Source organism: Desemzia sp. C1, assembly GCF_020882875.1.
GTDB lineage: Bacteria > Bacillota > Bacilli > Lactobacillales > Carnobacteriaceae > Desemzia > Desemzia incerta.
The window spans coordinates 2515746-2529372 of record NZ_JAJIZP010000003.1; the positions used below are offsets into that span (position 1 = coordinate 2515746).

11 protein-coding genes are annotated in these 13627 nt (G+C 37.7%); all 11 read right to left on the reverse strand.

All coding sequences use genetic code 11. From position 1 onward, the window contains the following. Positions 1 to 3: 3 nt before the first annotated feature. Positions 4 to 948: a ribonuclease Z gene (rnz, locus tag LMF32_RS12570; protein WP_092479916.1), complete on the reverse strand. Its 945-nt coding sequence runs from the start codon at positions 946 to 948 to the stop codon at positions 4 to 6. 57 nt (positions 949 to 1005) lie between these two features. Further along, complete coding sequence (gene obgE, locus LMF32_RS12575; protein ID WP_317450558.1) at positions 1006 to 2328, reverse strand: GTPase ObgE; 1323 nt, start codon at positions 2326 to 2328, stop codon at positions 1006 to 1008. A 259-nt stretch (positions 2329 to 2587) separates the two neighbouring features. Next, positions 2588 to 3313: an amino acid ABC transporter ATP-binding protein gene (locus tag LMF32_RS12580; protein WP_092479915.1), complete on the reverse strand. Its 726-nt coding sequence runs from the start codon at positions 3311 to 3313 to the stop codon at positions 2588 to 2590. Then, positions 3306 to 4796, reverse strand: coding sequence for an ABC transporter substrate-binding protein/permease (locus tag LMF32_RS12585; protein ID WP_230524964.1), 1491 nt, complete (start codon positions 4794 to 4796; stop codon positions 3306 to 3308). Before LMF32_RS12585 ends, LMF32_RS12580 begins: the two co-directional genes overlap by 8 nt. Before the next feature lie 202 nt (positions 4797 to 4998). Further along, on the reverse strand, positions 4999 to 6288 hold the full coding sequence (gene hemL / locus LMF32_RS12590; protein WP_230524965.1) for a glutamate-1-semialdehyde 2,1-aminomutase: 1290 nt from the start codon (positions 6286 to 6288) through the stop codon (positions 4999 to 5001). Beyond that, positions 6272 to 7699 (reverse strand): glutamyl-tRNA reductase, encoded by a 1428-nt coding sequence (gene hemA, locus LMF32_RS12595; RefSeq protein ID WP_230524966.1) that lies wholly within the window; start codon positions 7697 to 7699, stop codon positions 6272 to 6274. Before hemA ends, hemL begins: the two co-directional genes overlap by 17 nt. Before the next feature lie 86 nt (positions 7700 to 7785). Then, on the reverse strand, positions 7786 to 8367 hold the full coding sequence (yihA, locus tag LMF32_RS12600) for a ribosome biogenesis GTP-binding protein YihA/YsxC (RefSeq protein WP_188204734.1): 582 nt from the start codon (positions 8365 to 8367) through the stop codon (positions 7786 to 7788). 344 nt (positions 8368 to 8711) lie between these two features. Further along, positions 8712 to 9959, reverse strand: coding sequence for an ATP-dependent protease ATP-binding subunit ClpX (clpX, locus tag LMF32_RS12605; RefSeq protein WP_092480976.1), 1248 nt, complete (start codon positions 9957 to 9959; stop codon positions 8712 to 8714). Positions 9960 to 10222: 263 nt separating this feature from the next. Continuing rightward, positions 10223 to 11503 carry a trigger factor gene (gene tig / locus LMF32_RS12610; RefSeq protein ID WP_230524967.1) on the reverse strand — a complete coding sequence of 427 codons (1281 nt, stop codon included), beginning with the start codon at positions 11501 to 11503 and terminating at the stop codon, positions 10223 to 10225. A 156-nt stretch (positions 11504 to 11659) separates the two neighbouring features. Further along, complete coding sequence (locus tag LMF32_RS12615; RefSeq protein ID WP_230524968.1) at positions 11660 to 12622, reverse strand: tetratricopeptide repeat protein; 963 nt, start codon at positions 12620 to 12622, stop codon at positions 11660 to 11662. 186 nt (positions 12623 to 12808) lie between these two features. Further along, positions 12809 to 13591 carry an acetyl-CoA carboxylase carboxyltransferase subunit alpha gene (locus LMF32_RS12620; RefSeq protein WP_230524969.1) on the reverse strand — a complete coding sequence of 261 codons (783 nt, stop codon included), beginning with the start codon at positions 13589 to 13591 and terminating at the stop codon, positions 12809 to 12811. Between the last annotated feature and the right edge of the window lie 36 nt (positions 13592 to 13627).

Genomic DNA, 13627 nt, shown 5'->3' on the forward strand with positions numbered 1-13627 from the left:
CCTTTACACTTGATTTTGGTCTTTCTTAAGCGGTATTTCTACTTCGCTAAAATCTTTCATGACTTTAGTGTGAGGAAAAATCTTTTGAGCTTCTTTTTCCAATAAATGAACATCATTCGCTAAAAAGCGAGCACTGATGTGAGTCAGCAACAGACGTTTAACGTTTGCTTCTTTAGCTGTTTCTGCAGCCTCAACATTGGTAGAATGATTATACTCTTTTGCTAATTGGCGGCTTTTATGGTCAAAAGTACTTTCATGCACCAATACATCCGCGTTCTCAGCCAAAAGTACGCTGTTTTTTGTTTTTTTGGTATCCCCTAAAATCGTTACGATTCTTCCTTCGTGAGGTTCTCCAATAAAATCTTTTCCATTAAAAACGCGACCATCTTCTAAAGTAACCGTTTCGCCATTTTTTAATTTTCCAAAAAGCGGACCAAATGGAATACCTGCTTCTTTCAGTTTATCCGCTTGAAGCGTACCTTGGTGACTGGCTTCTTCAATTCTGTATCCGAAAGATTGGATTCCGTGATTCAATTCCTTGCAGCTGACAGTAAATTGTTTATCTTGAAAAACGATGCCTTCTTGCTGAATTTCATGAAATTTCAAGGCATACTTTAAATAGGTCCCGCTGATTTTTAACGTTGTCCGCACAAACCGCTCAATTCCTGGAGGACCATAAATCGTTAAAGGTCCGTCTCCTCCTTGAAACGCTCTGCTCGCCAACAAACCCGGGAGACCATAAATATGGTCTCCGTGTAAGTGGGTAATAAAAATCTTTTCTATTTTTCTAGGTTTTAATGTTGTGTTTAATATTTGTTGTTGAGTACCTTCTCCACAATCAAACAACCATACTGAATTTCTTTCATCCAACAACTTTAAAGCAATACTGGTCACGTTGCGTTGTTTTGAAGGAACCCCTGAACCTGTTCCTAAAAATAATAATTCCATATCGTCCATCCTAATCTTTTTGAGCTATGAAAATCTGACCCTCAATATCAACCAGTCTTATTCCAAGTACTCAAATTCAAATTCTTGATCTTTCATGCGAACGATATCGCCATTTTTAGCGCCACGCTCTCTTAACTCAGCATCCACACCCATAGATCTTAACTGACGGGCAAAACGCAATGCTGATTCATCGTGATCAAAGTTGGTCATTTGGAAGAGTTTGATTAATTTAGCTCCGCCTAATGTCCAAGATGCGTCCGGCTCTCTCGTCAAGGTATATGGTTTCTCTTCTGGTGTATATTTGTAAAGAACAGATTCTTCCTCTTCCTCGATCTCATCGTAAACAGGGAATGGTTGTGTATTTTCCAGCAGATCAGCTGTTTTGCTCATCAACGCGTTGATCCCTTTGTGGGTTACAGATGAAATTGGGAAAATAGCGATATCTTCGTCATATTCATTTTCTTTCAACTCTTGGATTTTTTTTCTGAATGCTTTTAAATTCTCTTCGGATTCAGGCATATCCATTTTGTTTGCTACAATGATTTGTGGTCGTTCTAACAGGCGCAAGTTATATGATTCCAATTCTTTATTAATCACTTGGAAATCGTCGTAAGGGTCGCGTCCTTCACTTCCGCTCATATCTATGATATGCAGCAACACACGCGTTCTTTCAATATGTCTTAAGAACTGGATTCCCAGACCGACACCTTGAGAAGCACCTTCAATCAGACCAGGCATATCTGCCATAACAAAACTGCGACCATCTTCTGTACGAACCATCCCTAAATTAGGAACCAGGGTTGTAAAGTGGTAAGCGCCAATTTTTGGTCTAGCTGAAGAAACAACGGAAAGCAATGTTGATTTACCTACTGAAGGGAAACCAACTAACCCTACGTCAGCCAGTACTTTTAATTCCATTTCAATTTCGAATTCTTGTCCAGGTTCGCCATTTTCAGCAATTTCTGGAGCTGGGTTTCTAGGAGTAGCAAAACGGATATTCCCACGTCCTCCACGCCCACCTTTAGCGACTACTAATGTTTGGCCATCTTCAATCAAATCGCCTAATACTCTTCCCGTTTCAGCATTTTTCACTACAGTACCTGGTGGAACTTTAACGGTTAGATCTTTTGCTCCTCTACCGTGCATTCCTTTAGTCATTCCGTTTTCTCCATGTGGAGCTTTAAAATGACGATTAAAACGAAAATCTAATAAGGTACGTAATCCTTCATCGACGATAAAAATGATGTTTCCGCCATTCCCGCCGTCACCACCTGAAGGTCCACCATCCGGCACATATTTTTCACGACGGAACGAAACCATTCCATTCCCGCCGTCACCGGCTTTAACATTAATTTTGACTTGATCTAAAAACATTGACATACTTAATTTCCTCCTCAATTGATTGAGACTAGAATAATTCTATATATTGATGAAGTTTTTCTTTTTTTCTGAAAAACTTCTGGATTCTCTGTTTGAACCTTAACCAACTTTGAAAGATTCTTCTACATTCACGCTTAATTGTACTTTGATTTTACCATTTTGTCCATCAAACAAGTGAGATAAAGCTTCATTCGACAAATAAACGTCCTCTGATCTGTTACATCAGAGGACGTTTATCATAAGACCCATAAATCTTTTTTTATAAAACTTTTGCTAGAAAGTCTTGTGTCCGTTCATTAACCGGAGAATTAAAGATTTGTTCCGGCGTTCCTTGTTCTACAATGTAACCTGCATCCATAAATAAAACACGGTCGGCTACTTTTTTTGCAAAACCCATTTCGTGCGTGACAACTACCATGGTCATGCCTGATTCAGCTAAATCTTGAATAACACCTAACACTTCCCCAACCATTTCTGGGTCAAGTGCACTGGTCGGTTCGTCAAAAAGCATTACATCAGGGTCCATTGCTAATGCTCGAGCGATAGCGACTCGTTGCTGCTGACCGCCTGATAGACTGTTTGGATACATATGAGCTTTCTCTTCCAATCCAACTTTTCTCAATAACTTGATGGCTGTCGACTCTGCAACAGGCTCTGCTTCATTTTTGACTTTCATAGGAGCGATTTTCATGTTCTCCAATACCGTCTTGTGCGGAAATAAGTTGAAGTTTTGAAAAACCATCCCCATTTTTTCTCTCAAATGATTCAGTTTTTCTTCTTTCAATCCAGTCAGGGAAGTTCCTTCAAAGACGACTTCTCCTTTAGAAGGCATTTCCAGCAAATTCAAACAACGTAGCAACGTGCTTTTGCCAGAACCGGAAGGTCCAATAATCACAACGACCTCCCCTTGTTTAATTTCTTCATTGATATCTTTTAATACTTCGTTGTCTTTAAACGATTTAGCTAAATGCTGGATCTTAATCATGCGCCATCTTCCCTTCATAGTAATTCAATAGTTTCGTTAAGCTGAACGTCAAAATAAAGTAAATGACCATACTGACCGCTAACGGAGCAATCCCTCTATAAGATACCGATGTTACTACACGAGTTTGGAAAATCAATTCACTGACTCCGATAACTGATACAATAGAACTTTCTTTAATGATCGTTACAAATTCACTTCCTAAAGCCGGCCAAATATTTTTCAATGCTTGAGGGAAAATAATGTGTCTCATAGCTGTCTTTTTACTCATCCCTAAGCTTCGAGCAGCTTCAATTTGTCCTTTTGGAACTGAGGCCAATCCTGACCGGATGATTTCACACACATAGGCTCCGCTGTTTAAAGAAACAGCAATGATCCCTGCCAATAATGCTGGGATATTGATCAGGTAACCAACCGCAAAATAAATGAACATCACTTGAATCAACATCGGTGTCCCACGCACAAATTCTACGTAAGCTGTAGCGAAGAAACGCAAGAACTTGTTATCTCCAATTCTGATCAGCGCCAACAATCCGCCAATCAACGAACCAAACAATACACTAACGACAGAAATAAAAATCGTATTCCCTGTACCCTCTAAAAAATAAGACCAATAGTCTAAAATAGAACCTTTTTCTGCTTCAGTTTCCCCTTCTGTTGGAGCGGTCTCAAGGTGTTTCCCTATTTCTGCTAAATAACCCGGAATCAAGTCTTGTTCTTTGATTTCTGCCAATGACTCATTCACCGCTGCAACTAGTGTATCTGCGCCTTTTCGCATTGCGATAGCTGTTCCATCTGTCTCGCCGCCTTCAAAACCACCTTCGAAAGTAATTAGCGACTCATCGTTTCCTGTAAAAGCCAAAGCATTAGGCCCTTCCATAACTACAGCATCCAATTTCCCCGTTTTTAATGATAACAATAGCTCAGTTGTTTGCCCTAATGTGATCAATTCCGAATCCGTCATTTCACTTTTGGCCAGTGTTTCTTGCAAGCTTCCCATTTGAGCGCCGATCACTTTTCCGCTGAAGTCCTTTTTCGATGCATACAACTCTTCGTCTTCTGCTCTTATCACAATGTTTTGTGTAGCAAAATAATAGGGATCGCTGAAGTCGACACTGACTTGTCTTTCTTTTGTAGCCGACATTCCTGCTAAAATCATATCGATATTATTGGTTTCCAACGCCGGAATCAAACTATCAAATTGCATATCTTTGATTTCCAGTTCTACTCCAATATCCTCTGCGATTTTCTTAGCGATTTCAATATCCATCCCAACGATTGTATCTTTTCCATCAATCGTTGCATGGAATTCATAAGGCGGAAAGTCTGCACTTGTCCCAATGACCAGTACACCTTTTTCTTTGATTTCTTCTAGTGAAGAGTCGCTCACGACTTCTTCCGCATGAGCTGAGCTTGCGTTCAAGCCTAAAGATAAAAACATAGTGAGTATGTAAAACAACATCAATAAACCTTTTTTATTCTTCATTATTTTCCTCCTGAATAACTTATTCATAAATATTATAGATATCTTAACAAACGGAGGATATTTATGCAATATTTATTTAAAATATTTGCAATTTATACATATAAAAACGTTTTTATACACTTTATTTTGCTTATTAATGTATAAAAAAATGTGTATAAAAAAAGCATGGAGATTTCTCCATGCTTTTTTTAAGCGAAGTTCATTATTGAGTTAAAACTGCAAAACTTTCATCCATTGCTGCCAATGTCTTTTCAATATCCATTTTTGTATGTTCTGTAGACAAGAACAATCCTTCAAATTGAGAAGGAGGCAAGAAAACACCTCTGTCCGCCATTTCTCTATAATAGTTGGAAAAGAAAACTGTATCGCTGGCTTTACTTTGTTGATAGTTTGTTACAGGACCTTTTGTAAAGAACATTCCAATCATACTTCCTGCTTGATTGACTGTAATATCAATACAGTATTTTTCACTTAAAGCTTCTATGCCTTCTTTTAGTTGATTGCTTAAACTTTCAAAATGTGCATAATCTGCTTTTTTGAGTTGAGATAATGTAGCAATGCCCGATGCCATGGCAATTGGATTTCCTGATAAAGTGCCTGCCTGATAGATTTGTCCGGCTGGAGCCATGTGTTCCATGATTTCTTTTCTCCCGCCATAAGCTCCTACAGGTACGCCTCCGCCAATTACTTTCCCAAGACAAGTAATGTCTGGAGTAACTCCATAATGACCTTGTGCACTATGGTAACCGACACGGAATCCAGACATGACTTCATCAAAGATCAACAATGCCCCACCTTGAAGAGTGATTTCACGCAACCCTTCAAGAAATCCATCTACAGGAGGAATGACACCCATATTTCCAGCGACAGGCTCCATGATGACAGCCGCAAATTCTCCCGGATATGCAGCAAACAACTCTTTAATGGCATTTAAATCGTTATAAGGCGCTACATAAGTATTAGAAGTTGTATTTTTTGGAACACCTGGTGAATCAGGCAGCCCCAGCGTAGCAACTCCTGAACCAACTTTTACCAATAGAGAATCATCATGCCCGTGGTAGCTGCCTTCTAATTTAATGATTTTATCTCGCTTAGTGTACCCTCGAGCCAAGCGCAATGCACTCATGGTAGCTTCTGTACCAGAGTTTACGAATCGGACCATCTCGATAGAAGGAACTCTTTCAATCACCAGCTCAGCAAGGGTCGTTTCCATTTCCGTCAATGTTCCAAAACTAGTTCCTAATGCAGCAGCCTCTTGGATACTTTTAACCACAGTTGGATTTGCATGACCTAAGATCAATGGACCCCAAGACAATACATAATCAATGTATTCATTGCCGTCAACATCAAAAATATGGCTGCCTTTTCCTTTTTCCATTACAATAGGCGGAACATCGACTGATTTGAATGCTCTAACAGGGCTGCTGACGCCTCCTGGCATTAAATCAATCGACTTTTGAAAGATGGATTCTGATTTAGTGGTGTTTCTCATACTGAAAAACCTCTTTTCTCTCAAAACTAAACTTTGTACTAGCAGGTAGTTCATTTTCTTCTGGTGTTGCTTCTTCAGCTGGGACCTCTTTTTCAATAATTCCCATTTGAACAGCAAATTGTTTCAATTCTCTATCTGCTTTTTCTGATGAATCGGTTTTAGTGATGTCTTTTAAAGCCTGAATCGGTTTTTTAGCCATTTGATTGACGATACTTTGCATGTGTTTTTCAATGACCGCTGTTTCGCGCTCCGTCAATTCAGGCAATTTGTTCACTAAACTTTGCATGACCGTTTCTCTTAACTGGCTGTTTTTCTTGCTGAACTCTTCAAGATACGGAACCGATTTGCGCTCTTTAAACCAAAAGTTGAATTGGTAGATAGCTTCTTCCATTTCCGTTTTGATGTGATTCAATTCTTTCTCTTGCAGTTTGGTAGTCGATTTTAATTCGTTACCAATTCGATCCATATCAAAAAGAAGGATATGCTCATCTTTCTCCAAGTCCATCTCTATGTTTCGAGGAACAGCAAGATCCATCATCAATTGTTTTTTCTTTGAAAAACGAATATCATTCATTTTTTTGATAACATCTTCCGTCACGATGACTTCAGTGGACTTAGTGGCCGCGATGACTCCGTCTGCTTTCGCTAAATACATTGGTAAATGAGCGTAATCTCCCGTGTGGAAAGTACGTATGCTCATTTCATTCGTTTTTAAAGCATTTGCCCATTCATTCAACTTCCCAACCACTTCACTTGTTTTGTCGTAATCACGACTCGCTAGTGTAATCGATTCAGCTCCTTGATAAACCAAAGCTCTTGCAGCTGATTGCGCCATTTTGCCAGCACCGATGATCAAAAAGCGTCTGTCAGAGAAATCTTTCCATTCTTGTTTAAACAACTGCACTGCAGCTGATGCTGCGTCGCGTGATACTTGATCAATTTTAGTTTCCGTATGCATCTTTTTAGAGAACGCAATAGCTTTATTGAATAACGAACTCAAAATAGGTCCAACGGTCTCAGACTCTTGTGCAGTTTGGTAAGCCGATTTGACTTGCCCAAGGATTTGGCTTTCTCCAATAATAGAGGAATCCAAACCTGAAGTAACGTTAAATAAATGCGTCGCTGCACTTAAATTTGATTTACCATACGTCGTAGAGATCACTTCAGTAACATCGTATCCTGTGTAATCTGCTAAGTAGTGAAGTAACTCGCCATGTTTAAATGAATCAGGATCTACATACATATAATATTCTGTACGATTACAAGTTGTTAATATAGCCACTTCTTCTACGCCAGAGAAAGCGTGGATATCAGCCAGCTGTTTAGCCACACTAATATCTTCCACTGCATAATTTTCTCTAATTTCAATTGGTGCATAATGATGACTAACACCATAAAGTAAGATTTTCAATGTTTATCATCCTTTTGTTCTTTTATCCCTAGTTCGTGAGTTACTGTTAGTTGCAGGTTTAAGCCGGTAAACTCAAATCGACTTAGTTAAATAATAGATTCTATATAGTTCCATACTTTGTCTATTCCCGTACCTAATTCTGAAGAAAAAACAATCAACCTGTCAGAAGGATCTAGATCTAATGCTTCTCTTGCAATTTTTTCATGTTTATTCCATTTGCTTTTTGGTATCTTATCTGCTTTTGTTGCTAAAACTAAAACAGGCACATTGTAGTATTTCAAGAAGTTGTACATTTGGATATCGTCTTGTGTTGGCGGGTGTCTGAAGTCGACTACACAAACAGCCGCTTTTAATGTTTCTCTTTTAGTAAAGTAGGTTTCCAGCATTTCTCCCCACTTAGCTCTTTCTGTTTTAGAAACTTTTGCATAACCATATCCAGGTACATCTACAAAATAAAATTTATCTTCAATTTTATAGTAGTTCAATGTCTGAGTTTTTCCTGGTTTACTTGAAGTTCGTGCAAGATTCTTTCTGTTAGTCATTTTATTGATGAATGAAGATTTTCCTACGTTTGATCTTCCTGCTAAAGCAATTTCTGGAAGATTGGTATTCGGGTATTGCGCTGGTGAAACTGCGCTGATGATAAATTCCGCACGATTTACTTTCATAGTGTTTTCCACGTCCTCTTTTTAAATCACTGTAATAACTTTTTAGGGGCTAGTCCATTTATTCCACTCAAAAAGGGTTTAGCAATTTCACTTGTCTATTGGGTTTATAAAGCCAGTTAGCAACTGACTAAACGAATTCTTTCTTAAATCCATTTTCTATTCTAACATAACTGATATTAAAATATAACGGTTAAATCTCTGTTTTCGTTTTTGCGAACACAAAAAAGAGATATTTGTAACACAATTGTAAAATATCCAGTATGTATATTTCTTTCAAATCTTCAAAAAAAGAAGAGACTCTGCCTCTTTTCGGCCGAGTCTCTTTTCATGCACTTAGTTCATTTTTAAACGACTTTTTTTCCTTCGACATCATAAAAAACAGCGTTTGAAGTGTCTTCAACTGCGCCCTTAGTGATGACACATTTAGATACTTCTGGACGACTTGGTAAGTCAAACATGATCTCTAACATAAGTGTTTCGATAATTGAACGTAAACCACGAGCACCTGTGTTGCGTTCAATAGCTAATTTAGCGATCTCACGTAAAGCTTCAGGCTCGAATTCAAGCTCAACATCATCCAACTCTAGTAATTTCTTGTATTGTTTTACCAAAGCGTTTTTAGGTTCTGTTAGAATGTGGATCAAATCATCTTCTGTCAACTTCTCAAGTGCTGCCATGATAGGCAAACGACCAATAAATTCAGGAATCAACCCAAATTTCAATAAGTCTTCAGGAATGATTTGTTGCATCACAGATTTAGATTCATCAAATTTTTTCTTAGAAGAACCAAAACCGATTACTTTTTCGCCTAAACGATTTTTAACGATTGATTCAATTCCATCAAACGCTCCACCAACGATGAATAAAATGTTTGTAGTATCTAATTGGATGAATTCTTGTTGAGGGTGTTTTCTTCCACCTTGAGGAGGAATACTTGCTACCGTACCTTCCAAGATTTTCAGCAAGGCTTGTTGTACACCTTCACCTGACACATCACGCGTAATAGACACGTTTTCACTCTTACGAGCTATTTTATCGATTTCATCGATATAAATGATTCCTTTTTCAGCACGTTCTACATCAAAGTCTGCAGACTGCAAAAGTTTCAGTAGAATATTTTCCACATCTTCTCCAACATATCCTGCTTCAGTTAGACTAGTTGCGTCCGCGATAGCAAATGGAACATTTAAAATACGAGCCAGTGTTTGAGCAAGGAATGTTTTCCCTGATCCAGTAGGACCAATCAAGCTGATATTGCTCTTTTGAAGCTCAACTCCGCCTTCTTCGCTTTCGCCCATATGATTGACACGTTTATAGTGATTGTATACTGCAACAGACAACGATTTTTTCGCTTGTTCCTGTCCAATCACATATTCGTTTAAAATTTGTTGAATTTCTTGAGGTTTTGGAACTTCTAAAAATTCCCCATAACCTGTTTCACTAAATTCTTCGTCTATGATTTCTTTACATAAGTCAATACATTCATTACAGATGTATACTCCAGGTCCTGCAACGATTTTCTTCACTTGATCTTGAGTTTTCCCACAGAATGAACAACTAACTACACCACTTGTTTCTTCATCATTAAACATGTTACCATACACCTCTATTCTGTTTCCTGTTACTATTTTCTTCATAATATAACATTCAAACTTGTTAAATGATAGCATATATATCAAAATATTGCTACCTAATGGACTCTTTTAAGTAAGAAAGGGACCAGACCACAATACTTATGGTCTAGCCCCTTAACCTACCAAGTTTACTTTACTTAGATCGTTGCTAAAGTCGGACTTGTTCAACAAAATGTTATTTTTTACAATTCATTTTTGTTGAGCCTGGCTGATTAAAGCAATTATTTTTCTACTGCTGTAGAAGTGATCAAGTCGATCGCTTTTTTCAATGAAATGTCGTGTTTTAACATGTCAGGAGTCAAAGCATTTCTTACAGCATCTGCTTCCATACCATATTCTTCAGCTAAGTTCTTGATTTCTTCTTCAACTTCTTCTTCTGAAGGATCAAAGTTTTCTTTTTCAACGATAGCTTCTAAAACTAAGTTTGTTTTAGTTCTGAATTCTGCATCAACTTCCATTTGTTTGTGTAGATCTTGTTCTGTAGTACCAGTAATTTGGTAGTACATTTCAGGAGATACACCTTGTTGTTGCATGTTGTTCAAGAATGATTCCATTTGACGGTGAACTTCGTCATGAACCATTGCATGAGGGATTTCTTCGATAGTTGCGTTTTCTACAGCTTTACGGATAGCTGCATCTTCTACAGCTTCGTCTGCTGAAGCACTTTTAGCTTCTGTTAATTGTTTTTTCACTTTTTCTTTTAATTCATCAAGTGATTCAACTTCGTCGTCGATATCTTTAGCAAATTCATCATCTAATTCTGGAAGTTCTTTTGCTTTAACTTTGTGAACTTTAACTTTGAATACAGCATCTTGACCTTTTAAGTCTTCAGCTTGGTAATCTTCTGGGAAAGTTACGTTAACTTCAACTTCGTCTCCAGCTTTTGTTCCTACTAATTGCTCTTCGAATCCTGGAATAAATGAGTTTGATCCTAATTCAAGTGAGAAGTTGTCGCCTTTTCCACCTTCAAAAGCTTCGCCGTCTTTGAATCCTTCAAAATCGATAACAACAGTATCGCCATTTTCAGCAGCTTCTTCTTTTAAAACTAATTCTGCTTGAGCGCTGCGTTTGCTTTCTAAGTTTTCTACAACGTCTTCGTCAGTTACTTCACGGTCTTGTTTTGGTACTTCAAGGCCAGTGTAGTCGCCTAATGTTACTTCAGGTCTAACAGTAACTTTAGCTTCGATTTCCCAAGGTTTTCCAGTTTCCATGCTCTTAACATCGATTTCTGGTTGGTCTACTGGTTCAATTCCTGCTTCTTCAAGTGCTGCAGCGTAAGCTTCTGGTAAGATTGCATTCAATGCATCTTCGTATAAAGCTTCTTCTCCGTACATTTTGTTGAAAACTTTGCGAGGAACTTTCCCTTTACGGAATCCTGGTACTGATAAAGTGCCTTTCACTTTGTTGAAAGCTGTTTCGATACCTTGTTTTACTTGTTCTTCTGAAATTTCAAATGACAATACGCCATCATTGATTCCTTTTTTTTCCCATTTTGCAGTCATGTAAATTACCCTCCGAAATATTCTATTTTCACAGTCTTTTGAAGACTTGCATACTTTTCCATATTACACCACTTAAGCGGTTTTGTAAATAAAAACTGCTATACATTACGTTTTCTAAATTTCATTCTTTCTTTCGACACCTTTTTATCAACCTTGTTATTCCATCATCATTGCAGCGATGTCTTCATTTAATCGTTGAATCCACGTTTTCATGATTTGGTTATCTGGGTCATTTTCGACCAAATTCAAGAAATAAGCATCATACTGATTAAAACATGTCCCTAACCATTTGCTGGCGTCTGTTACCACCTCTTCAATGTAAGGATACAACATCAGAAAATGCAGATTTACTTCTTGCAGCAGTGCTTGATACATAGTCGGATTATCATCTTCAAACTTTTCTTTCAATAAATGAACGACTTCTTTAAATCGCCTATTTTCCTCTAAAGACGATTGATCTGCTGGAACAACAAATCGACGTTGATCAAACCAATACATTTCAAATTCTTCAGTGACACCTTCTCTTACTAAATGCTCTAAAACAGTCGTTTTTACGATTTCATTTACAAAAGGGTTGCGCAAAACACTTCTAGCACCTAGCGTATACCACTCATTACTCATTTCCTGCATTTGTTTGATTAAAGCAGCCTGATGTTCAAAAGATTTGTCTCCCATCGCTAAAATTTCTTTCAACAACTCTTGGTTTCTCTTTTTCTCATTTTGCTTGTGCCTATTTTGTTCGTGTTCTAAAACATATTTAGCAGTATGCCATACTTCTTTGTTAGCAGTTTGGTTCAGTTGCGATAATTTTCGCTGAATAATGAGTTCAGCTTCTTTAAAGGAATGGTTTTTGATTAAAATAGTCGTATATAAGCTGTATAAACTATCATCACTCTCATATAGTTCAAGTTTATCTTCTGCAATTTCTTGTGCTTCTTTATATCGTTCTAGTTGAAAAAGTGCAGAGACATACATGGCATTGATACTTGACTCTTGTTTGATTGCATAAGCTTCTTCAAAATACGTGCAAGCTTCTACCATATTTCCTTCTTGGAATTTGTGGACAGCTTTTCTCAGATACAATTCATAATTTTTTGGAAAGTCTATTCGTTCTCCCATATTTCACCTACTTTTCAATACTATATGGTCTATCCGAATCATAGTATAAATGACTGAAAGAAACTTTCAATTCAATAGTCTCAGTTTAACACACAAAAATCTTTCCGTTAATCCATATGTAAGGATTTTAAATCAAAAGATAAGGCCAAGACGACTGTCTTGACCTCAATAGGATAAGCTATACAATTAAAAAGCTCTGAATTTTTCATATCTTTCTTGAATCAATTCTTCAGAAGTCTTTGGAGCCATTTTCTTTAAAAAGTCTGTGATCTCTTTTTTCATCGTCAACAAGATCTCTTCATTAGATAAGTCGATTTCATTTTCAGACTCTGGAAGGATCTTATCAATAACTGACAACTCCATTAAATTTTCTGGCGTCAATTTCATAACTTCTGCAGCTTCTTTAGCTCTTGATGCGTTTTTCCATAATATAGAAGAAAAACCTTCAGGAGACAATACTGAATACATAGAATTTTCCATCATCCATACTTCGTTTCCCATGGCTAATGCAAGGGCTCCGCCACTGCCGCCTTCTCCCAATATAATAGAAAGAATAGGTACTTTTAACTGGCTCATTTCAAGCAGATTTCGAGCGATAGCTTCGCCTTGTCCCCTGTCTTCAGCCTCCACTCCACAATATGCTCCTGCAGTATTGACGAAGTTGATAACTGGACGATTGAACTTCTCTGCTTGTTTCATCAAACGCAAGGACTTACGGTAACCCTCAGGATGAGCAGAACCAAAATTTCTTCGAATATTTTCCTTCAAATCATGTTCTTTTTGATTTCCGATCACCGTCACAGCTTGACCGTTCAGTGTGGCGATTCCACCAACAATAGCTTTGTCATCACGAAATAACCGATCTCCATGAAACTCTAAAAAATCCTCGAAAACCTCAGCAATGATCTCTAAAGTGTTTAGTCGAGAGGTTCTTCGTGAGCGTTCTACGATATCAATAGCTTTTTTCATTTTCTAAGTGCACCTTCTTTGTCAACGCTGTCTAAA

Excerpts from the sequence above, each read along its gene's own strand:
- LMF32_RS12620 (WP_230524969.1), bottom strand. The coding sequence starts at position 13,591 with ATGAAAAAAGCTATTGATATCGTAGAACGCTCACGAAGAACCTCTCGA.
- rnz (WP_092479916.1), bottom strand. The coding sequence starts at position 948 with ATGGAATTATTATTTTTAGGAACAGGTTCAGGGGTTCCTTCAAAACAA.
- LMF32_RS12585 (WP_230524964.1), bottom strand. The coding sequence starts at position 4,796 with ATGAAGAATAAAAAAGGTTTATTGATGTTGTTTTACATACTCACTATG.
- yihA (WP_188204734.1), bottom strand. The coding sequence starts at position 8,367 with ATGAAAGTAAATCGTGCGGAATTTATCATCAGCGCAGTTTCACCAGCG.
- LMF32_RS12615 (WP_230524968.1), bottom strand. The coding sequence starts at position 12,622 with ATGGGAGAACGAATAGACTTTCCAAAAAATTATGAATTGTATCTGAGA.
- LMF32_RS12580 (WP_092479915.1), bottom strand. The coding sequence starts at position 3,313 with ATGATTAAGATCCAGCATTTAGCTAAATCGTTTAAAGACAACGAAGTA.
- clpX (WP_092480976.1), bottom strand. The coding sequence starts at position 9,959 with ATGTTTAATGATGAAGAAACAAGTGGTGTAGTTAGTTGTTCATTCTGT.
- tig (WP_230524967.1), bottom strand. The coding sequence starts at position 11,503 with ATGACTGCAAAATGGGAAAAAAAAGGAATCAATGATGGCGTATTGTCA.
- obgE (WP_317450558.1), bottom strand. The coding sequence starts at position 2,328 with ATGTCAATGTTTTTAGATCAAGTCAAAATTAATGTTAAAGCCGGTGAC.
- hemL (WP_230524965.1), bottom strand. The coding sequence starts at position 6,288 with ATGAGAAACACCACTAAATCAGAATCCATCTTTCAAAAGTCGATTGAT.